The 20389-nt window shown below is 61.9% G+C and carries 14 protein-coding genes and 1 pseudogene; 8 read left to right on the top strand and 7 right to left on the bottom strand.

What is annotated here, in order from left to right:
• The first annotated feature begins 27 nt into the window (after positions 1-27).
• The 6 genes and pseudogenes from ACX3YF_RS10545 to ACX3YF_RS10520 all read left to right on the top strand — a co-directional run bounded on the left by ACX3YF_RS10545 (position 28) and on the right by ACX3YF_RS10520 (position 9612).
• The gene (locus ACX3YF_RS10545) at positions 28-4332 is read left to right on the top strand and encodes an Lhr family helicase (RefSeq protein ID WP_458973710.1); all 4305 of its coding nucleotides are present in this window, start codon (positions 28-30) and stop codon (positions 4330-4332) included.
• A 183-nt stretch (positions 4333-4515) separates the two neighbouring features.
• Positions 4516-5718: an MFS transporter gene (locus ACX3YF_RS10540; RefSeq protein WP_130209742.1), complete on the top strand. Its 1203-nt coding sequence runs from the start codon at positions 4516-4518 to the stop codon at positions 5716-5718.
• A gap of 621 nt (positions 5719-6339) precedes the next feature.
• A pseudogene (locus ACX3YF_RS10535) lies at positions 6340-6531 on the top strand (DUF72 domain-containing protein); the annotation flags it as partial.
• Between the two features lie 20 nt (positions 6532-6551).
• Positions 6552-7349: an endonuclease/exonuclease/phosphatase family protein gene (locus tag ACX3YF_RS10530; protein WP_130209740.1), complete on the top strand. Its 798-nt coding sequence runs from the start codon at positions 6552-6554 to the stop codon at positions 7347-7349.
• Positions 7346-8629, top strand: coding sequence for a cardiolipin synthase ClsB (gene clsB, locus ACX3YF_RS10525; RefSeq protein WP_458973709.1), 1284 nt, complete (start codon positions 7346-7348; stop codon positions 8627-8629). The genes ACX3YF_RS10530 and clsB overlap by 4 nt, the downstream gene beginning before the upstream one ends.
• Positions 8626-9612, top strand: coding sequence for a lysylphosphatidylglycerol synthase domain-containing protein (locus ACX3YF_RS10520; RefSeq protein ID WP_458973708.1), 987 nt, complete (start codon positions 8626-8628; stop codon positions 9610-9612). The genes clsB and ACX3YF_RS10520 overlap by 4 nt, the downstream gene beginning before the upstream one ends.
• Positions 9613-9749: 137 nt before the next feature.
• Here the strand turns inward: ACX3YF_RS10520 and ACX3YF_RS10515 are convergent, their stop codons facing one another.
• The 3 genes from ACX3YF_RS10515 to ACX3YF_RS10505 all read right to left on the bottom strand — a co-directional run bounded on the left by ACX3YF_RS10515 (position 9750) and on the right by ACX3YF_RS10505 (position 12810).
• Positions 9750-10508 (bottom strand): alpha/beta hydrolase family protein, encoded by a 759-nt coding sequence (locus ACX3YF_RS10515; protein ID WP_047533918.1) that lies wholly within the window; start codon positions 10506-10508, stop codon positions 9750-9752.
• Positions 10498-11607, bottom strand: coding sequence for a DUF3182 family protein (locus ACX3YF_RS10510; RefSeq protein ID WP_458973707.1), 1110 nt, complete (start codon positions 11605-11607; stop codon positions 10498-10500). Before ACX3YF_RS10510 ends, ACX3YF_RS10515 begins: the two co-directional genes overlap by 11 nt.
• Before the next feature lie 210 nt (positions 11608-11817).
• Positions 11818-12810, bottom strand: a complete 993-nt coding sequence (locus ACX3YF_RS10505; protein ID WP_288096497.1) for a GlxA family transcriptional regulator — start codon at positions 12808-12810, stop codon at positions 11818-11820.
• A 102-nt stretch (positions 12811-12912) separates the two neighbouring features.
• Here ACX3YF_RS10505 and ACX3YF_RS10500 point away from each other — a divergent pair, with 102 nt between their 5' ends.
• On the top strand, positions 12913-13470 hold the full coding sequence (locus ACX3YF_RS10500; RefSeq protein ID WP_196586127.1) for a cysteine hydrolase family protein: 558 nt from the start codon (positions 12913-12915) through the stop codon (positions 13468-13470).
• Between the two features lie 62 nt (positions 13471-13532).
• Here the strand turns inward: ACX3YF_RS10500 and ACX3YF_RS10495 are convergent, their stop codons facing one another.
• The 3 genes from ACX3YF_RS10495 to ACX3YF_RS10485 all read right to left on the bottom strand — a co-directional run bounded on the left by ACX3YF_RS10495 (position 13533) and on the right by ACX3YF_RS10485 (position 16819).
• Positions 13533-14738, bottom strand: a complete 1206-nt coding sequence (locus tag ACX3YF_RS10495) for an ISL3 family transposase (RefSeq protein ID WP_130211659.1) — start codon at positions 14736-14738, stop codon at positions 13533-13535.
• A 158-nt stretch (positions 14739-14896) separates the two neighbouring features.
• Complete coding sequence (locus ACX3YF_RS10490; RefSeq protein WP_007970128.1) at positions 14897-15412, bottom strand: single-stranded DNA-binding protein; 516 nt, start codon at positions 15410-15412, stop codon at positions 14897-14899.
• A gap of 9 nt (positions 15413-15421) precedes the next feature.
• The gene (locus ACX3YF_RS10485; protein ID WP_130209726.1) at positions 15422-16819 is read right to left on the bottom strand and encodes an MFS transporter; all 1398 of its coding nucleotides are present in this window, start codon (positions 16817-16819) and stop codon (positions 15422-15424) included.
• A gap of 191 nt (positions 16820-17010) precedes the next feature.
• Between ACX3YF_RS10485 and uvrA the strand changes: the two genes are divergently transcribed.
• Positions 17011-19845: an excinuclease ABC subunit UvrA gene (gene uvrA, locus ACX3YF_RS10480; RefSeq protein WP_130209724.1), complete on the top strand. Its 2835-nt coding sequence runs from the start codon at positions 17011-17013 to the stop codon at positions 19843-19845.
• 65 nt (positions 19846-19910) lie between these two features.
• Here uvrA and bfr read toward each other — a convergent pair whose 3' ends face one another.
• Positions 19911-20375, bottom strand: coding sequence for a bacterioferritin (bfr, locus tag ACX3YF_RS10475; protein WP_025109504.1), 465 nt, complete (start codon positions 20373-20375; stop codon positions 19911-19913).
• Positions 20376-20389 lie beyond the last annotated feature (14 nt).

Below are 20389 nucleotides of genomic sequence, written 5' to 3'. Positions count from 1 at the left end.
GCGCCCCCCACCCGCATAAATTGTGGCATGAACCTGCCCATCCCCGCAGACAGTGCCCTGAACGGCTTCCATCCCGCCGTCAGCGCCTGGTTCAGCAAGACCTTCGCGACGGTGACCGCCGCCCAGGCCCGGGCGTGGCCGTTGATTCGCCAGCGTCGCTCGACCCTGATCGCCGCCCCCACGGGCTCCGGCAAGACCCTCACCGCATTCCTCGCCGTCATCGACGAGTTGGTGCACCGTGGCCTGGAGCAGCCCGAAGGCCTGCCGGACGAAACCCTGGTGGTCTACGTCTCGCCGCTCAAGGCGCTGTCCAACGACATCCGCATCAACCTGCAAAACCCGCTGGCCGGGATCACCGAACAATTGCGCCTGCTGGGCTTGCCCGAATTGCAGATCACAACGGCCGTGCGCACCGGCGACACCCCGCAAAAAGAGCGCTCGGCGATGCGCAAGACGGCGCCGCACATTCTGGTCACCACCCCGGAATCGCTCTACGTGCTGCTCGGCTCCGATTCGGGCCGGCAAATGCTCGGCACCACGCGCACGGTGATCGTCGATGAAATCCACGCCATCGCCGCCAGTAAACGCGGCAGCCACCTCGCACTGAGCCTCGAGCGCCTGCAAGCGCTCTGCGCCGAGCCGCTGGTGCGCATCGGCCTGTCCGCCACGCAGAAACCCATCGAAGCGGTGTCGCGCTTCCTGGTGGGCCGCGACCGGCCGTGCGAAATCATCGACATCGGCCACGCCCGCCCCCGGGACCTGGACATTGAAGTGCCGCCAGTTCCGCTGTCAGCGGTAATGGCCAACGATGTCTGGGAATTGGTGTACGACCGCCTCGCCGCTCTCGCCCGCGAACACCGGACCACGCTGATTTTCGTCAACACCCGGCGCCTGGCCGAACGCCTGAGCCGTCACTTGAGCGAACGTCTCGGCAAGGACGCCGTGGCCGCCCACCATGGCAGCCTGGCCAAGGAGTTTCGCCTGGATGCCGAGCAACGGCTCAAGCGCGGCGAACTGCAAGTGCTGATCGCCACGGCGTCGCTGGAATTGGGGATCGATATTGGCGACGTCGACCTGGTCTGCCAGATCGCCTCGCCGCGCTCGATTTCGGCTTTTCTGCAACGGGTCGGTCGCTCCGGGCACCAGGTCGGCGGCACCCCCAAGGGCCGTTTGTTCGCCACCACCCGCGACGACCTGATCGAATGCGCCGCCCTGCTCGACTGCGTGCGCCGGGGCGAACTCGATACCCTGCAAATCCCCGAGGCCCCGCTGGACGTGCTGGCGCAGCAGATCATCGCCGAAGTCAGTTGCCAGGAATGGCCGGAGGACGCGTTGCTGGCGTTGTTCCGCCAGGCCTCGCCCTACGCCGCGCTCGACGACAAACATTATCAGGCGCTGCTGCGAATGCTCGCCGAGGGCTACAACGGTCGCCAGGGGATCCGCAGCGCTTACCTGCACCGCGACGCGGTGACCCGCAGCCTGCGCGGTCGCCGGGGCGCCAAGCTGACGGCCGTGACCAGTGGCGGGACCATTCCGGACAACGCCGACTACAGCGTGCTGCTGGAGCCGCAAGGGTTGAACATCGGCAGCGTCAACGAAGACTTCGCGGTGGAAAGCATCGCTGGCGACGTTTTTCAGCTGGGCAATACGTCGTACCGGATCCTGCGGGTCGAGACCGGCAAGGTCCGGGTCGAGGATGCCCAGGGTCAACCGCCGACCATACCGTTCTGGCTCGGTGAGGCGCCGGGGCGCAGCGCGGAACTGTCGTTCGCCGTCGCGCGCCTGCAAGCGCAACTCGATGAACTGCTCGGCGCTACGCCGGGTCATTTACAGCCGAGTCTCGACTGGCTGACCCAGACGCTCGGCCTGAACCTGGCCAGCGCCGAACAACTGGTGGAATACCTGGCCCGCGCCCGCCAGGCCTTCGGCGCCCTGCCCTCGCAAGACACACTGCTGATGGAACGGTTTTTCGACGAGTCCGGTGGCACGCAACTGATCATCCACACGCCGTTCGGCAGCCGCATCAACCGCGCCTGGGGCCTGGCCCTGCGCAAGCGTTTCTGCCGCACCTTCAACTTCGAATTGCAGGCTGCCGCCAGTGAAGACGCCATCGTGTTGTCGTTGTCCACCAGCCACAGTTTTGAGCTGGAGGACGTGTGGCGTTACCTGCACAGCAACAGCGCCGAGCACACGCTGATTCAAGCCGTCCTCGATGCGCCGCTGTTCGGCGTGCGCTGGCGCTGGAATGCCGGGGTGGCGCTGGCATTGCCACGCTATTCCGGTGGGCGAAAAGTCCCGCCGCAGATCCAGCGGATGAAGAGTGAAGACCTGATCGCCAGCGTGTTTCCCGATCAGATCGCCTGTGTGGAAAACCTCGTCGGCGAGCGGGACATTCCCGACCATCCGCTGGTGGAACAAACCCTCGACGATTGCCTGCACGAAGCCATGGACAGCGAAGGCTGGCTCGCGCTGTTGCGGCGCATGGAGCGCGGCGAGGTCCGGCTGATCAGCCGCGACCTGCCGGCACCCTCGCCATTGGCGGCGGAGATTCTCAGCGCCCGCCCCTACACCTTTCTCGACGATGCGCCGCTGGAAGAACGCCGCACGCAAGCGGTGCTCAACCGCCGCTGGAGCGACCCGGAATCGACCGACGACCTCGGCGCGCTGGACGCCGAAGCGATTGCCGCCGTGCGCGAAGAAGCCTGGCCTGCCCCCAACGGCATCGATGAAATGCACGAGGCATTGATGAGCCTGGCCTGCATCACCGAAGCCGAAGCCCAGGCCAACCCGAACTGGCTCGACTGGCTCAACACCCTGGCCGACAGCGGCCGCGCCTGCCGCCTCGACTCGTCGCTGTGGCTGGCACGGGAACGGTTGACCTGCCTGCGGGCGATTTATCCACAGGCTGATGTACTGCCGGCACTGGAGGCGCTGCCGGGATTCGATGAAGCCTGGGACGCGGACGATGCGGTGCTTGAAGTCATCCGCGCCCGGCTCAGCGCTTTTGGCCCGTTACCGTTGAAGGCGATTGCCGATCCGCTCGGCTTGCCCGGGACACAGGTTGCCCAGGCACTGGCGCAACTGGAACGCGAAGGTTATGTGCTGCGCGGCCGCTTCACGCCGGGCGCGACTGAAGAACAATGGTGCGAGCGTCATTTGCTGGCGCGGATTCATCGATACACGGTCAAGCGCCTGCGCCGGGAAATCGAGCCGGTGGCGTTGCAGGATTTCATGCGGTTTCTGTTCGACTGGCAGCACTTATCCAGCGCCACTCAGGGCCAGGGCAGTGCGGTGTTGCCAACGATCATCGCGCAGTTCGAGGGCTACCCCGGCGCCGCATCGGCCTGGGACAGCGACCTGCTGCCAGCACGCCTCAAGGACTATGCGCCGAGTTGGCTGGATGACCTGTGCCGCAGCGGCAAACTGGTCTGGACCCGACTCACCGCGCGCAACAAAAGCGCCGGTACCGCGCTGCGCAGCACGCCGATTCTGTTACTGCCGCGCAATCGGGTCGGGCTCTGGAGCGACTTGACCGAGCAAACGCCGATCAGTGAACTGTCGCCGAAAACGCAAAAGGTCCATGCCGCACTCAGCCAGCACGGCGCGCTGTTTTTCGATGAGTTGATTCACGAGGCCCACCTGCTGCGCTCGGAGCTGGAAATTGCCTTGCAGGAACTGGTGGGCGCCGGACTGGTGAACGCCGACAGCTTCGCCGGACTGCGGGCACTGATCACACCGGCCAGCAAACGCCTGAACCGCAGCAGCCGTCGCGGGCGCGGCGCGTTTGTCGGCGGTATGGACGATGCCGGACGCTGGGCGCTGTTACGGCGCGGGGCTGTCGCGCCGGTTGTGGATAACAAGCGGCCGTCGGCCACGCCTGCCGAGACCCTGGAACACATCGCCATGACCCTGCTGCGTCGCTATGGCGTCGTGTTCTGGCGCCTGCTGGAACGCGAGGCCGATTGGTTGCCGAGCTGGCGCGAATTACTGCGCACCTTCCATCGACTGGAAGCGCGGGGCGAGATTCGCGGCGGACGCTTTGTCAGTGGCCTGGCGGGCGAGCAATTCGCCCTGCCCGAGGCGATTGCGCTGTTGCGCGAAGTCCGGCGCCGGCCCCATGACGGCAGCTTGATCGCGGTGTGCGGCGTCGATCCCTTGAACCTCGCCGGCACCCTGCTGCCCGGTCCCAAAGTACCGGCACTGGCAAGCAATCGGCTGGTGTACCGCGACGGTTTGCCGGCCGCGGCCGAGATCGCCGGCAAACCGCATTTCTGGCTGGAGCTGGATCAACAGGCCATGGCGGAAGTGCATGGCAAGCTGATCCGGCATTAGTGCTGCCTGGGCTGGCCTCATCGTCGGAACGCCGCCCGGAGCAAGCGCCCTCGCCACAGGGCTGCCGTTGTCGCGGCAATATTTGATCTGCACGCAAATATCAAATGCTCATCCCTGTATTTTTCCGCACACCCCAAACCCCGACACTGCGCTCCATCGAATCAACCCACCGGAGTTGCAGCCATGCCCATTGCCTTGCTCGCGCTGACCCTCAGCGCATTTGCCATCGGGACGACCGAATTCGTCATCGTTGGCCTGTTACCCACCATCGGCGCCGACCTGGGCGTCAGCCTGCCATCCGCCGGCCTTCTGGTCAGCCTGTATGCGCTGGGCGTCGCGGTCGGCGCCCCCGTGCTGACGGCCCTCACCGGCAAAGTCCCGCGCAAAATGCTGCTGTTGTCGCTGATGGTGCTGTTCACCCTCGGCAACCTGCTGGCCTGGAAAGCGCCGAGCTACGAATCGCTGATCATTGCGCGGATCGTCACCGGCCTGGCCCACGGGGTGTTCTTTTCGATTGGTTCGACCATCGCGACCAGCCTTGTGTCCAAGGACAAAGCCGCCAGCGCGATCGCCATCATGTTCACCGGACTGACCGTGGCACTGGTCACTGGCGTGCCGTTGGGCACCTTCATCGGCCAGCATTTCGGCTGGCGTGAAACCTTTCTCGCCGTGTCCGCGCTGGGTGTCATCGCGTTCATTGGCAGCCTGCTGTACGTGCCGAAAAACATCGCCCACAGCAAACCTGCGTCGCTGTTGCAGCAATTGCAGGTGCTTAAGCAACCACGGTTGTTGCTGGTGTACGCCATGACGGCGGTTGGTTACGGCGGTTCGTTCATTGCGTTCACGTTCCTGGCACCGATCCTCCAGGACATTTCCGGCTTCAGCGCCAGCACTGTCAGCCTGGTGCTGCTGGTCTACGGCATCTCGGTGGCCGTGGGCAACATCTGGGGCGGCAAACTGGCGGACAAACGCGGTCCGATCAGTGCCCTGAAAATTATCTTCAGCCTGCTCGCCGCCGTGCTGTTCGTGCTGACTTTCACGGCCGGCAATCCATGGCTGGCGCTGGCCACCGTGCTGGTCTGGGGCGCCGTGGCGTTCGGCAATGTGCCGGGGTTGCAGGTGTACGTGGTGCGCCAGGCCGAACATCACACGCCACATGCGGTGGACGTGGCTTCCGGCCTGAACATCGCCGCGTTCAACCTCGGCATCGCCGGTGGCGCCTGGGGTGGTGGCCTGATCGTTGCGCATATGGGGCTGATACATACGGCGTGGATTGGCGGCCTGGTGGTACTGGTGGCACTGGCGCTGACGGCCTGGAGCGGTCGTCTTGACCGCTTGGGTCCGGTGTATGCCGAATCCTCGACACGTATCGTCGTCGGTCACTGACCCCCCTGTAGGAGCCAGCCTGCTGGCGATGGACCCAAGGGCACCGCGTTTATCCAGATCACACGCGTTATCGCTGACGACCATCGCCAGCAGGCTGGCTCCCACAAGAGACCATGCCCAGGCATAGGTCACGCAATACCTGTAGGGGCGAGCTTGCTCGCGATGGACCCAAGGGCGCCGCGTTTATCCAGATCACACGCGTTATCGCTGACGACCATCGCCAGCAGGCTGGCTCCCACAAGAGACCATGCCCAGGCATAGGTCACGCAATACCTGTAGGAGCGAGCTTGCTCGCGATGGACCCAAGGGCGCCGCGTTTATCCAGATCACACGCGTTATCGTTGAAGACCATCGCCAGCAAGCCGGCTCCCACAAGAGACCATGCCCTGGCATAGGTCACGCAATACCTGTAGGAGCCAGCCTGCTGGCGATGGACCCAAGGGCGCCGCGTTTATCCAGATCACACGCGTTATCGTTGACGACCATCGCCGGCAAGCCGGCTCCCACAAGAGACCATGCCCTGGCATAGGTCACGCAATACCTGCCACCCGTAGTCCCGTCGAAACTTTTGCCATTGCCCCGCAGTCATCAAAAGACAGGGGCACTCGGACCGGAGGCGACATGGCGGCGATTCATATCGGCATTTCAGGTTGGCGCTACACACCTTGGCGAGGGGATTTCTACCCGAAGGGCCTGGCCCGGAAGCGCGAATTGCAATTCGCCTCGCGGGCCGTCAACAGCATCGAACTCAATGGATCTTTTTACGCCCTGCAACGGCCAGAGCGCTATGCCGAGTGGTACGTCGACACGCCGGCTGCCGAAGGAGTGCTGGCATGAGCATTACCGAGCCGGTTGGCGTCACCGACGAGCAAGCGACCATCGAGCCCCTGGTGCATCGCTTCACCGTACTGACGGTCAATACCCACAAAGGCTTCACCGCATTGAACCGGCGATTCATCCTGCCGGAATTGCGCGAAGCGGTGCGCAGTGTGTCTGCCGATGTGGTGTTTTTGCAGGAAGTCCACGGCACCCACGAACACCACCCCAAGCGCTATGACAATTGGCCGGCGATGCCGCAATACGAATTCCTCGCCGACAGCCTCTGGCCGCAGTTCGCCTATGGGCGCAACGCGGTCTACCCGGCGGGCGATCACGGTAATGCGCTGCTGTCGAAATTCCAGATCGTGCGCCATGACAATCTCGACGTGTCGATCAGCGGCCACGAGAATCGCGGCGTCCTGCATTGTGTGTTGCGCTTGCCCGGCGAAGGCCCGGAGGTGCATGCCATTTGCGTGCACCTGGGCCTGCGTGAAAGCCACCGCACTGAACAACTCAAGCTGTTGGCCCGTCGCCTGGAAGAACTGCCCGGTGACGCACCAGTAATCATCGCCGGTGATTTCAACGACTGGCGCCAGCGCGCCGATGCCTTGCTCAAGCCTTGCGGCTTGCGCGAAGTCTTCGCCGAACATCAGGGCAAACCGGCGCGCAGTTTTCCCGCGCGATGGCCGGCGCTGCGCCTGGACCGCATCTACGTACGCAATCTGAAAGCCGGTTGCCCGCAGGTGCTGACAAACCGACCCTGGTCACACCTTTCCGACCACGCACCGCTATCGGTGGAGATCGAGCTATGAGTGCTTCGCCGATGGATAAAACCACCGTGGACCCGGTTCCCGCGCCCCCGGTCAGCGAGCCGGCCGTGGTCGATGTCGAGTACCGCTGGCAGGGCAACAACCGGGTCGAGTTGCTGGAAAACGGCGAAGCCTATTTCCCCCGGGTGTTCGAGGCGATGCGTCAGGCCAAAAGCGAAATCCTCCTGGAAACCTTCATCGTCTTCGAGGACAAGGTCGGCGCAGAACTGCAGGACGTACTGATCGACGCGGCCCGGCGCGGCGTGCGTGTCACCGCCAGCCTCGACGGATTTGGCTGCGGAGAACTGAGCAGCGGTTACCTCGCCGCCCTCAGTGACGCCGGTGTGCATTTGCAAATGTTCGACCCGGCGCCCAAACGCCTGGGCATCCGCACCAACTGGTTTCGGCGCCTGCACCGCAAGATCGTGGTCGTCGACGGGACCTTCGCGTTCCTCGGCGGGATCAACTTTTCCGCCGACCATTTGGCCGACTTCGGCCCGGAGGCCAAGCAGGATTACTCGGTGGAAGTGCAAGGCCCGGCGGTGACCGACATCCATCACTTTGCCCTGCTGCAATGCGGGCGCCCGGTGCGCGCCAGGTACTGGTGGCAACGACGTCGCCAACGCCGCTCGGAGTTGGCGTTCAGCGATCACGATGGACAAGTGCGCCTGGTGTATCGCGACAACGGCGAGCATCGGACCGACATCGAGGAGGTTTACCGCCAGGTACTGCGTACCGCACAACGGCGCGTGGTGATCGCCAACGCGTACTTCTTTCCCGGCTATCGACTGCTGCGCGATATTCGCAATGCAGCCCGCCGGGGTGTCGAGGTGCGGCTGATTCTGCAAGGGCAGCCGGACATGCTGGTGGCCAAGCTCGCGGCGCGCATGACCTACGACTACCTGCTCAAGTCCGGTGTGAGGATTTACGAATATTGCGACCGTCCGCTGCACGGCAAAGTCGCGCTGGTGGACGAAGACTGGAGCACGGTCGGCTCCAGCAACCTCGACCCGTTGAGCCTGTCGATGAACCTGGAGGCCAATGTGTTGATCCGCGACCGTGGGTTCAACCGGCATCTGTTCGAACGCCTCGAAGATCTCAGCGACAACCATTGCAAGATCATGTCGGTCGACAACGCCCCGCGCGGCCGCATCTGGCACATGACCGTGGGTTTTCTGGTCTTCCACTTCCTGCGGCATTTCCCGGCCTGGGCCGGTTGGTTGCCGGCGCACAAACCCCGCCTCAAGGCCTTCACCGCGCCGCCCCGGAGCGAGCCATCATGAGCCGCACTGAAGCACCCGCGATGCGCAACGCCGAACACCCGGCCAAGTCGCGCTGGCGCCGCTGGAAACGACCATTGACGCTGCTGTTTTTTCTGGCGCTGATCGTGCTGTTGACGATGTTCGCCCAGCGCATCGAATGGAACGAGGTGTTCGACACCCTGGCCGACTTCAAGGTGCGCACGCTGATCATCGCGTCCGGGCTGACCCTCACGAGCTTCCTGGTGTATGCCTGCTTCGACCTGATCGGCCGCACTTACATCCGCCAGGACCTCACGTGGAAACAGATCCTGCCCGTCGGGATCATCAGTTACGCCTTCAACCTCAACCTGAGCGCCTGGGTTGGCGGCATTGCCATGCGCTATCGGCTGTACTCACGACTCGGTGTGAGCAAAGCCAACATCGCGAAAATCCTCGGTCTGAGCCTGGCCACCAATTGGTTTGGCTACATGGTGATTGCCGGCGCAGTGTTCAGCAGTGGTCTGGTGCGCATGCCGCCCGGCTGGACACTCAGCAGCGGAGCGCTGCAAGGGGTGGGTGTGTTACTGCTGCTGGTGAGCGCGGGCTATCTGGCCGCCTGCCGGTACTCCACCCGCCGGGAATGGGCCATTCGCGGTGTGGAAATCAACTTGCCGTCGCTGCGCATGGCCATCCTGCAACTGGCCCTCGGGGCCTTGAACTGGTCGTTGATGGCGGCGGTGATTTTCACCCTGCTGCCGAGCAAACTGGACTATCCGCTGGTGCTTGGCGTGCTGCTGATCAGCGCCATCGCCGGGGTGATCACCCACATCCCGGCCGGCCTCGGTGTGCTGGAGGCGGTGTTCGTGGCACTGCTGCAACATGAGGTGTCGCGGGGCAGCCTGGTGGCGGGGCTGCTGGCCTACCGGGCGATCTACTTCCTGCTGCCGTTGTTGATCACACTGGTGATGTATCTGGTGGTGGAGGCCAAGGCCAAGGCATTGCGGATCTCGAGGAAGCCCAAGTGACTGATGCTGCCTGAAAGGCCGCCTTCGCGGGCAAGCCCGCTCCCACAGGGTCCCTGGTGTTCACAAATAATGTGTTCAACCAGGATCCATTGTGGGAGCGGGCTTGCCCGCGATGGCGTCCTTCGAAACACCCACTATCACCGGGACTGAATGATGCTCAGCCGCTCGCCCACCACCATTTCCGTGATCCAGTCCACGAGGATCGAGGTGTAGGCCTGCTGTGAAACGGGATCACTCAGCGCATGGTCGGCACCGTCGATGATGCGGTGCGTCAGCGAATGGGTCTGCTGACAGGCCGCGCGATAACTCATGATGGTTGCGTGGGGCACGTAGTCGTCGGTCTCGGACTGCACCAGCAGCACATCCCCGGTAAATTGCGAACAGGCATGCAGCGCCCGGTTGCCATCGGCGCGCACCAGGGTGCTGCGATAATCGCGCAGATCGAGTTTGTCCAGATCGCGCTTGGGCGTGTGCCATTGATCGTCGCGGTACAGCGCCGGCACCCGCAGCGCCAGCCAGCGCACGGGGCGCAACGAAGTCAGGATCGCAGCCAGGTAACCGCCATAGCTGGTGCCGACCACGGCAATCGCCGAGGTATCGAGCGCCGGGTGCGCGAGCAGGCGATCGTAGGCCGCCAGCAGGTCGCGCAGGTTGTCTTCACGGGTCACCCGGGACAACGGAATGCCGGTGCCGCCGGTATGCCCGCGCAGGTCGAAGGTCAGGCACACGCAACCCAGGCCGGCAATGCCTTTGGCCCGTTCCAGGTCGCGCTCCTGACTACCGCCCCAGCCGTGCACGAACAACACGCCGGGGACCTTGGATTTGGGGCTGAGAAAAGTCCCGCTCATCTGTTCGTCGTCGATGTCGATTTGAATGCTTTCGCTTCTAGCCGTCATAGGGTTTGACCGTTACGTACTTGAGGAGAAAATCACTGTCTTGCGCCGGTCCGCGATACACCTCGATGGCGTGCGCCGGCAAAGGTTGTTCAATGTAGGTTTCCACCGAAGACACACGAATCGCGCGCATATCCGGATCGTTGACGAAGCTCTGCAAGGCCGCCACTTCGGCACTGCTGGCCCCGCCCATGCGCCAGGATTGTTCGAGCACGCCGCTGCGTGGCTTGCCGTCGCTGGCCATGCCTTGGGCAATGTCGTAATTGCGACGCGACGCATAGAAACCGGGGTAGGCTTCATCCGCGGCGCTGTCGAACACTTGTGCCTGCTGGATGGCCAGCCGCACGTCATCGGGCAGGTCCAGCTTCAGTAAATCGTCGTATCCACCCTGCACCACCAACAGGTTGGAACCACCATAGACCTCTTCGCCGTGGGCGTCTTTGGTCAAATATTGATCACCGCAATAACTCAGTACTTTGTCGCCGATGAAACTCTGACCAACGCTGTGGGTAATCACCTGGTCCAGGTCCTGCTCCAGCACCACGCCTTCGGTGAACAGGGTTTTGGCCTCGGGTCGGGCAAGAATTTCATCGAACTGGTCGAGGCACTTGATGACTTCCTGACCCCGCCCGGCGCACGCATGAATCGGCTTGAGGCGGATCGGGCCGGTGTATAGCAGGTGCTCCGCCGCCGGCCGCGCATCGTCGAAGGAAAACACGCTGAGACCATCCAGCACCACAGGGCGCACCCGTTGGGAAAACAACGGCGACCAGCCATGGGGAGCACGGGCCAGATGGTTGCGCAAACCGTGACTGATGGCCTTGGTGCAGATGAAGTCATGCTCGACGTAACCGCCCCACAAATCCTCAGGCCCCTTGACGCCCAGTTGCCGGGCAGCGGCAGCACCGACCAGGGTTTGCGTCGGCAGCAGGTAAAGTTCACGACCGAGATGCTGAGCCGGATCGTAACTGCCGCCGTACTTGAGCCCGAGAATGTGCGCCAGCCAGCGGGCCAGCGCGCGATTGGTTTCGACTTCGTGCAACGGCGCGTCGGAACGCACCGAGTGGGCGACCACCAGTTTCTTGCGGCTTGTTGGGGTCATGCGTCCCCCTTCAATCGGCGCCAGATGAATGTAGCTGTTGGGGTGCAGAGATCAGGCCAATCGCGGCTGAAAAGAAACGCATTTCAAATCAGCCGGTTACACGGAAGGCAGTGGCATCTGGCCTGCTTTATTCTGCACGACGACCTTTAACATTCCGGCATTTTGCACGACTCAAACCGTCCTCTTCCCACGGGTTAAGTGGTTCGGCTTTTATCGGGTAACAACACTCGGCATCACGCCAAACCGGGTCCGGTAATCACTTGGCGCCAGCCCGGTGATCTTCTTGAAGGTCGAACGAAAGGCGCCCGGGTCCTGATACCCCACGGTCCAGGCAATGTGGTCGATGGTGCTGTTGGTGAATTCGAGCATTTCCCGCGCCTTGCCGACCCGCAAGTGCTGGCAGTACTCGGTGGGCTTGAGCCCGGTGGCGGCACGGAACCGGCGCAGGAAGGTGCGCTCCTCCAGCCCTGCCCGCTCGGCCATGGACGTCAACGACACGTCGGTGGCCCCGGTGCTTTGCAGCCAGTGTTGAACCTTGAGGATCGATGCATCGCCATGGCTGAGAATCGGCGCGAAGTTGCTGCCGCACTCGCTGGCGCTGTCACTGTGTTCAACCACCAGAAAGCGTGCGGTGCCGGTGGCGATGCTCGGCCCCAGCAAGCGATCCACCAGGCGCAGACCCAGCTCCGACCAAGCCATCAGCCCGGCGGTGGTGATCAGGTCGCCGTCATCGACGATGGGGGTATCAGCCTTGAGCTTGATTGCCGGGTAACGTTCGGCGAATGCCTTGGCCGAGGTCCAGTGGGTGGTGGCACTCCGGCCGTCGAGCAGACCGCTTTCGGCCAGCAGAATCGAGCCCACGCAGACACCACCGAGGGTTGCGCCGCTGGCATGTTGCTGGCGCATCCAGCGAATCAACGCCTGCGGTGCCTGGCCTTCGCGGAACCCGGCAATCGACGGCGGAATCAATACCGCCACCAAGGCGCCGTCCACCCCGGGATGGCTGTCGTACACCCGTGCTGGCGCCTGCTCGCCGTCCACTTGCCAATGACTGACCCGAAGCAACGGTAACTGCGCCGCCTGATGTTCGGCGGCGATCCGGTTGGCCACCCCGAACAGGTCCGTCAACCCATGCACCGCCGCCATTTGCGCGCCGGGATAGATCAACACGCCCAGTTCGGCGATTGCCCTGTGTGCATCCATTGTCAGTTTTCCCCCTTCTATTGTCGGTGAGGCCAATCCCCGGATGGCGCGCCTGGGCCAATACTTGATGCCACATCCAACCCGCACTTCAAGGAACCAGTCATGGCCAAGCAAGCACTCATCCTAGTCGATATCCAAAACGACTACTTCCCCCAAGGCAAGTGGCCGCTGGTCGGCGCCGATGCCGCGGCGGACAACGCTGTACGCCTGCTCAAAGCCTTCCGCGACGCCGGTGATTCAGTGGTGCACATCCGCCACGAATTCACGTCCGAAGAAGCACCGTTTTTCACCCCTGGCTCCGAAGGCGCGAAGCTGCACCCCAAAGTCCTCAACCGTACCGATGAGCCGGTGGTACTCAAGCACTTCGTCAACTCGTTCCGCGAAACCGAACTGCAGTCGATCCTCGACGAACAGGGCATCAAGGAACTGGTGGTGGTCGGCAGCATGAGCCACATGTGCATCGATGGCATCACCCGTGCCGCAGCGGATTTTGGTTACACCGTGACAGTGATCCACGACGCCTGTGCGACCCGTGACCTGGAATTCAACGGCGTGACAGTCCCGGCTGCCCACGTTCATGCGGCCTTCATGTCAGCCTTGGGTTTTGCCTACGCCAAGGTGATAGCCACCGACGAGTTCCTGTCTGCGAGCCAGGGCTAGGACCGGAGCTTGCCGCGCCCGGTAGCGAATTGATCAATCCATTGCCCACAAAAAAAGGTTCTTCACGGATTACCGGGAAAGACGCTCTTGATCTTCATGAAAAAGAATTCGCTATCCCGGTAACCGTACGCCATCCGCTTAATGACCTTTATTCGATTGTTGATGCCTTCCAATTGGCCCGTATGCATCGGCCAGCGAACACGACTGACGATGCCTCGCCAGTAACCCTTCAGTCGTTTGGCAAACTGGATCAGAGGTGGTATTTGGCTTTCATGAGCGTGGCGCAACCATTGCTGCCAGGCTGATCGCCAGCCCCAAGCGGTGCTCGGTGCCCAAAGCGTTTTGAGTTCAGCCTTCATCAAATAGACCGTCATCAACGCTTGGTTGGCCGCCAGCAGATCCTCCAAACGGACCTGTTGCTCCGGCGTTTTCAGGTTCTGCGGGTTGCGCAGCAACAGCCATCGCGCTTGCTTGATGACCTTTCGGGCAGGCTTGTCATGACGTAGCCGATTAGCTTCATCGACGCGGACTCGATCAATCACCTCTCGGCCATATTTAGCCACCACATGAAAGAGGTCGTAGACCACGCGCGCTTTTGGGCAGTGCTGACGAACCTCCAGGTCAAAGGCGGTGTTCATGTCCATCGCCACCGCTTCGATGCGAGCGCAACCCTCTGGCCCCAGCTCTTCGAAGAATGGCCTGATCGCCGCGCGGCTGCGACCTTCGCCAATCCAAAGCACTCGCCGGGTATCGGCGTCCAGCACGACGCTGGCGTAACGATGACCTTTGAACAGAGCGAATTCATCCATCACCAAGCGCCGTGGCTGCGCCTTTGGCAAAACACTCAACGCCACTTGCAAGGCTCGACGCTCTAGCAACCGAACGCTGTCCCAATGCAGACCGAACAGTTGAGCCACGTGTTTTGTGGGGAGACGCTCGCAGGCTTGAATGACCGCCTCGGCCAGGCGGCGCGTCATGCGGGCATAGCGATCCAGCCAACTGACCGCTTCCATGCGTTTACCACAGTCGCGACACCCAACACGCCGAAGCAAAACGCTGAGGCGCACTGCTCGGCCAAGAATGGGCAGATCGCGGATGACTCGTTGGCAATACTCATGCGTGGTCGAGCACGGTTTTTGGCAGCCGCTACAAGAGGGGAATTGGGTGGCGTGGGGTGTCAGGTCGATCTGTAGCGCATCGCCATCGGGCTTGATGGTGACGACAGAAAAGCCCTCCCAAAAGGGAAGGAAAGTATTAATATCGCGCATAAGAACGCCGGTTTGTTAGATGTGTTTGCTCGCACGAACATCATCAATCAAATCGGCGTTCTTGTTTCTGTGTTTCCCGGGATTCCGTGAAGAACCCAAAAAAAGGCCCGACGCTGTGAGCGCCGGGCCTTTGTGTTCAGAGCGGGTGAAGCGGCTTATCAGAACGGAATATCGTCATCAAAGCTGTCGAAATCCGGAGCCGGTTGCGGCGCGGCTTGTTGCGGTGCCGGGCGCTGTGGCTGCTGTTGCGGGGCAGGACGTGGTGCCTGCTGGCGCGGAGCGGATTGCTGGTAGTTGTTACCGCCGCCCTGGCCTTGCTGGTCGCCCTGTGGACGGCCGCCCAGCAGTTGCATGGTGCCTTGCATGTCGACGACGATTTCGGTGGTGTAACGCTTGATGCCGTCTTTTTCCCACTCGCGGGTCTGCAGCTTGCCTTCGATGTACACCTGCGAACCTTTACGCAGGTACTCGCCAGCGATCTCTGCAACTTTGCCGAACATCGACACACGGTGCCATTCGGTCTTTTCGACTTTCTGACCGGTTTGCTTGTCAGTCCACTGCTCGCTGGTCGCCAGACTCAGGTTGGTCACGGCGTTACCGTTTGGCAGGTAGCGAACTTCAGGATCCTGGCCGCAAGTGCCGACCAATATGACTTTGTTAACCCCACGGGCCATTACGTTCTCCTAGGCTACGCACGCTGCCTCGGCCGGGCTGTTCACCAGGCGCTCAAGGGTGGTGCGATCCAATAGTTCGGTGTCCAATTTGATGTAAATGGCCGCTTCATCAGCGACGATCACTGCATCTGTTACCCCTACGACCGCCTTCAGGCGCTCAACCAGACCCGCTTCGCGGATCGCCTCGGGCGACAACGGCAAGCGCAGGCTCGTGACGTAGGGTGGTTCGCGCATGGTAACAGCAAAGGCCAGCCAGAGGGCAGCCAGACCGGCGCATCCCAGGAACACAACCGACAAACCGCCATGCTGGAACAACCAGCCGCCGAGAATGCCGCCCAGTGCCGAACCCAGGAACTGGCTGGTGGAATACACCCCCATGGCCGTGCCCTTGCCGCCGGCCGGTGAAACCTTGCTGATCAGCGACGGCAACGAAGCTTCCAGCAGATTGAACGCAGTGAAGAACACCACCGTCCCGATCACCAGAGCCCGCAAGCTGTCGCCGAACTGCCAGAAGAATAGCTCAGTGAGCATCAGCGTCACGACGGCACCGAGCAAAACTCGTTTCATTTTGCGTTTTTTCTCGCCGTAGATAATGAACGGAATCATGGCGAAGAAGGAAATCAGCAGCGCGGTCAGGTACACCCACCAGTGCTGTTCTTTAGGCAGCCCGGCTTTTTCGACCAGGGCCAAGGGCAACGCAACGAAACTCGACATCAACATCGCGTGCAACACAAAGATGCCCAGGTCCAGGCGCAGCAGGTCCGGGTGCTTGAGCGTCGGAATCAGCGCCTGGCGTGCGACACCGGACTCACGATGCTGCAACGGCCCGGTGGCACGCGGCACCATGAACATCACGATCACAATGCCGAACAGTGCCATGCCGCCGGTGGCGAGGAACAATCCGCTCAGGCCGAAAGCGCGCGTCAGCAACGGTCCGACCACCATGGCGACGGCAAACGACAGGCCAATCGTCATGCCGATCATGGCCATGGCCTTGGTCCGATGCTGCTCGCGGGTCAGGTCTGACAACAATGCCATGACTGCGGCGGAAATCGCCCCGGCCCCCTGGAGGATACGTCCGGCGATCACGCCCCAGATCGAATCGGCGTTGGCGGCCAGCAGACTGCCCAGCGCAAAGATAATCAAACCGAGATAAATGACCGGGCGGCGACCGATGCGGTCGGAAATGAAACCGAAAGGAATCTGGAAAATCGCCTGGGTCAGGCCGTAAGCGCCAATCGCCAGCCCGATAAGGGCCGGGGTCGCTCCCGCCAGGTCCATCCCATAGGTCGCCAATACCGGCAACACCATGAACATGCCAAGCATACGGAAGGCGAACACCAGGGCCAGACCACTCGCTGCGCGGGTCTCGCTGCCACTCATGCGTTCGCTGTGGGGATCGTGCATGGAAAAACCTCATGTGAACCGGCGGCGATTCTACCAGTCCCATCGATTGGCGGGGTATATCGCGACGCTTTGACGCGCTCAGCTGACAGACTCTTCATGTAAGCCAATACTCCCGTCATTTGATAGTGTGCATCCATCCAGTATTTGGCCGTATACTCTTACGTTTTCGACGCCCGCCAAGCGAGGCCACTTTGGACAAGATCCTGATTCGTGGGGCTCGAACCCACAACCTGAAGAATATCGACCTGACCCTGCCAAGGGACAAGCTGATCGTCATCACCGGCCTGTCCGGCTCCGGCAAGTCATCCCTGGCTTTCGATACGCTCTACGCCGAAGGCCAGCGCCGCTACGTCGAATCATTGTCGGCCTACGCCCGCCAGTTCCTGTCGATGATGGAAAAGCCCGATGTCGACACCATCGAAGGCCTGTCGCCGGCCATTTCCATCGAACAGAAGTCGACCTCGCACAACCCGCGCTCGACGGTCGGCACCATCACCGAAATCTACGACTACCTGCGCCTGCTTTATGCCCGCGTAGGTATTCCGCGCTGCCCGGATCACGACATCCCGCTTGAGGCTCAGACCGTCAGCCAGATGGTCGACCTGGTTCTGGCGCAACCGGAGGGCAGCAAGCTCATGCTGCTGGCCCCGGTCATTCGCGAGCGCAAGGGCGAGCACCTTTCGGTGTTCGAAGAGCTGCGTGCCCAGGGCTTCGTGCGCGCCCGGATCAACGGCAAGCTGTATGAGCTGGATGAAGCGCCCAAGCTCGACAAACAAAAGAAGCATTCCATCGATGTGGTGGTCGACCGCTTCAAGGTCCGCGCCGACCTGCAGCAACGTCTGGCCGAATCCTTCGAGACTGCGCTGAAGCTGGCAGACGGCATCGCCCTGGTGGCACCGATGGACGACGAACCGGGTGAAGAGATGATTTTCTCCGCACGCTTCGCCTGCCCGATTTGCGGTCACGCCATCAGCGAACTCGAACCCAAGCTGTTCTCTTTCAACAACCCGGCCGGCGCCTGCCCGACGTGTGATGGCCTGGGTGTGAAGCAGTTTTTCGACATCAAGCGACTGGTCAATGGCGAGCTAACCCTGGCCGAAGGCGCGATTCGTGGCTGGGACCGGCGCAACGTCTATTACTTCCAGATGCTCGGCTCGCTGGCCTCGCACTACAAGTTCAGCCTCGAGGTGCCGTTCAACGAACTGCCCGGCGATCAGCAGAAATTCATCCTGCACGGCAGTGGCTCGCAAAACGTCGACTTCAAGTACCTGAACGACCGTGGCGACATCGTCAAGCGTTCGCACCCGTTCGAAGGCATCGTGCCGAACCTGGAACGCCGCTACCGCGAAACCGAATCGGCTTCGGTGCGCGAAGAGCTGGCCAAGTTCTTAAGCACCCAGGCCTGCCCGGACTGCCGCGGCACCCGTCTGCGGCGTGAGGCGCGGCATGTATGGGTCGGCGAGAAAACCTTGCCGGCGGTGACCAACCTGCCCATCGGCGATGCCTGCGATTACTTCGGCGAGCTCAAGCTCACCGGACGTCGTGGGGAAATCGCCGACAAGATCCTCAAGGAAATCCGCGAGCGCCTGCAGTTCCTGGTCAACGTCGGTCTGGATTACCTGTCGCTGGATCGCAGCGCCGACACCCTGTCCGGTGGTGAGGCCCAGCGTATTCGCCTGGCCAGTCAGATCGGCGCCGGCCTGGTTGGTGTCCTGTACATCCTCGACGAGCCGTCGATTGGCTTGCACCAACGCGACAACGACCGGTTGCTTGGCACGCTCAAGCATCTGCGGGACATCGGCAACACGGTGATCGTGGTCGAGCACGACGAAGATGCGATTCGCCTGGCTGACTACGTGGTGGATATCGGCCCGGGTGCCGGGGTTCATGGCGGGCATATCGTTGCCGAGGGCACGCCGGCCGAGGTGATGGCTCACCCTGACTCGCTGACCGGCAAGTACCTGTCGGGTCGGGTGAAGATCGAAGTACCGGCCAAACGCACGCCGCGCAACAAGAAGCTGTCGCTATCGCTCAAGGGCGCTCGCGGCAACAATTTGCGCAACGTCGACCTCGAGATCCCGATCGGGCTGCTGACCTGTGTGACCGGTGTATCCGGCTCAGGCAAATCGACCCTGATCAACAACACGCTGTTTCCCCTGAGCGCCACGGCACTCAACGGTGCGACCACGCTGGAAGCCGCCGCTCACGACAGCATCAAGGGGCTGGAGCACCTGGACAAGGTCGTCGATATCGACCAGAGCCCGATTGGTCGTACGCCGCGTTCCAACCCGGCGACCTACACCGGGTTGTTCACGCCGATTCGCGAACTGTTCGCCGGCGTGCCGGAGTCCCGCTCCCGTGGTTACGGGCCGGGGCGCTTCTCCTTCAACGTGAAGGGCGGACGCTGCGAGGCCTGCCAGGGCGATGGCCTGATCAAGGTGGAAATGCACTTCCTGCCGGACATCTACGTTCCTTGTGACGTGTGCAAGAGCAAGCGCTACAACCGCGAAACCCTGGAGATCAAGTACAAGGGCAAGAGCATCCACGAAACCCTCGAGATGACCATCGAGGAAGCGCGGGAGTTCTTCGACGCCGTACCGGCACTGGCGCGCAAGCTGCAGACGCTGATGGATGTCGGCCTGTCGTACATCAAACTGGGGCAATCCGCGACCACGCTGTCCGGTGGCGAAGCACAGCGGGTGAAACTGTCCCGCGAGCTATCCAAGCGGGACACAGGCAAGACCCTGTACATCCTCGACGAGCCGACCACGGGCCTGCACTTTGCAGATATCCAGCAACTGCTCGACGTGTTGCACAGACTGCGCGACCACGGCAACACGGTCGTAGTGATCGAGCACAACCTGGACGTGATCAAGACCGCTGACTGGTTGGTGGACCTGGGGCCGGAAGGCGGCTCCAAGGGCGGGCAAATCATTGCCGTCGGTACACCGGAGGAAGTGGCGCAGATGAAACAGTCTCATACCGGCTTCTACCTGAAACCGCTACTGGAACGCGATCGGGCCTGAGTCCAGGCCAGTAAAAAGCCCCTGTCACTTCATCAGTGACAGGGGCTTTTTGATATCCGCCGCAATCAGGTGTGCGATTGCAGGTAGTTCTCGAGACCGATCAACTTGATCAGACCCAACTGCTTTTCCAGCCAGTAGGTGTGATCTTCTTCGGTGTCATTGAGCTGAATACGCAAGATTTCGCGACTGACGTAGTCCTTGTGCTGCTCGCAGAGCTCGATACCTTTGCACAGTGCTGCGCGAACCTTGTACTCAAGGCGCAGATCCGCCTCAAGCATCTCAGGCACTGTAGTGCCCACATCGAGATCGTCCGGACGCATGCGCGGCGTGCCTTCCAGCATCAGGATCCGCCGCATCAGCGCATCGGCGTGCCCGGCTTCTTCTTCCATTTCGTGGTTGATTCGTTCGTAGAGCTTGGTGAATCCCCAGTCCTCATACATCCGCGAATGGACGAAATATTGATCACGCGCGGCCAATTCGCCGGTCAGCAACGTGTTGAGGTAATCGATAACGTCTGGGTGGCCTTGCATCGCCCTACATCTCC

The sequence above is a fragment of the Pseudomonas fluorescens group sp. PF-69 genome, assembly GCF_054481235.1.
The sequence above is the reverse complement of the archived record's forward strand: the minus strand, read 5'-3'. Positions and strand labels throughout refer to the sequence as shown.

Coding starts and splice junctions, on each gene's coding strand:
- ACX3YF_RS10545 (WP_458973710.1), top strand. CDS start 28: ATGAACCTGCCCATCCCCGCAGACAGTGCCCTGAACGGCTTCCATCCC.
- ACX3YF_RS10540 (WP_130209742.1), top strand. CDS start 4,516: ATGCCCATTGCCTTGCTCGCGCTGACCCTCAGCGCATTTGCCATCGGG.
- ACX3YF_RS10530 (WP_130209740.1), top strand. CDS start 6,552: ATGAGCATTACCGAGCCGGTTGGCGTCACCGACGAGCAAGCGACCATC.
- clsB (WP_458973709.1), top strand. CDS start 7,346: ATGAGTGCTTCGCCGATGGATAAAACCACCGTGGACCCGGTTCCCGCG.
- ACX3YF_RS10520 (WP_458973708.1), top strand. CDS start 8,626: ATGAGCCGCACTGAAGCACCCGCGATGCGCAACGCCGAACACCCGGCC.
- ACX3YF_RS10515 (WP_047533918.1), bottom strand. CDS start 10,508: ATGACGGCTAGAAGCGAAAGCATTCAAATCGACATCGACGACGAACAG.
- ACX3YF_RS10510 (WP_458973707.1), bottom strand. CDS start 11,607: ATGACCCCAACAAGCCGCAAGAAACTGGTGGTCGCCCACTCGGTGCGT.
- ACX3YF_RS10505 (WP_288096497.1), bottom strand. CDS start 12,810: ATGGATGCACACAGGGCAATCGCCGAACTGGGCGTGTTGATCTATCCC.
- ACX3YF_RS10500 (WP_196586127.1), top strand. CDS start 12,913: ATGGCCAAGCAAGCACTCATCCTAGTCGATATCCAAAACGACTACTTC.
- ACX3YF_RS10495 (WP_130211659.1), bottom strand. CDS start 14,738: ATGCGCGATATTAATACTTTCCTTCCCTTTTGGGAGGGCTTTTCTGTC.
- ACX3YF_RS10490 (WP_007970128.1), bottom strand. CDS start 15,412: ATGGCCCGTGGGGTTAACAAAGTCATATTGGTCGGCACTTGCGGCCAG.
- ACX3YF_RS10485 (WP_130209726.1), bottom strand. CDS start 16,819: ATGCACGATCCCCACAGCGAACGCATGAGTGGCAGCGAGACCCGCGCA.
- bfr (WP_025109504.1), bottom strand. CDS start 20,375: ATGCAAGGCCACCCAGACGTTATCGATTACCTCAACACGTTGCTGACC.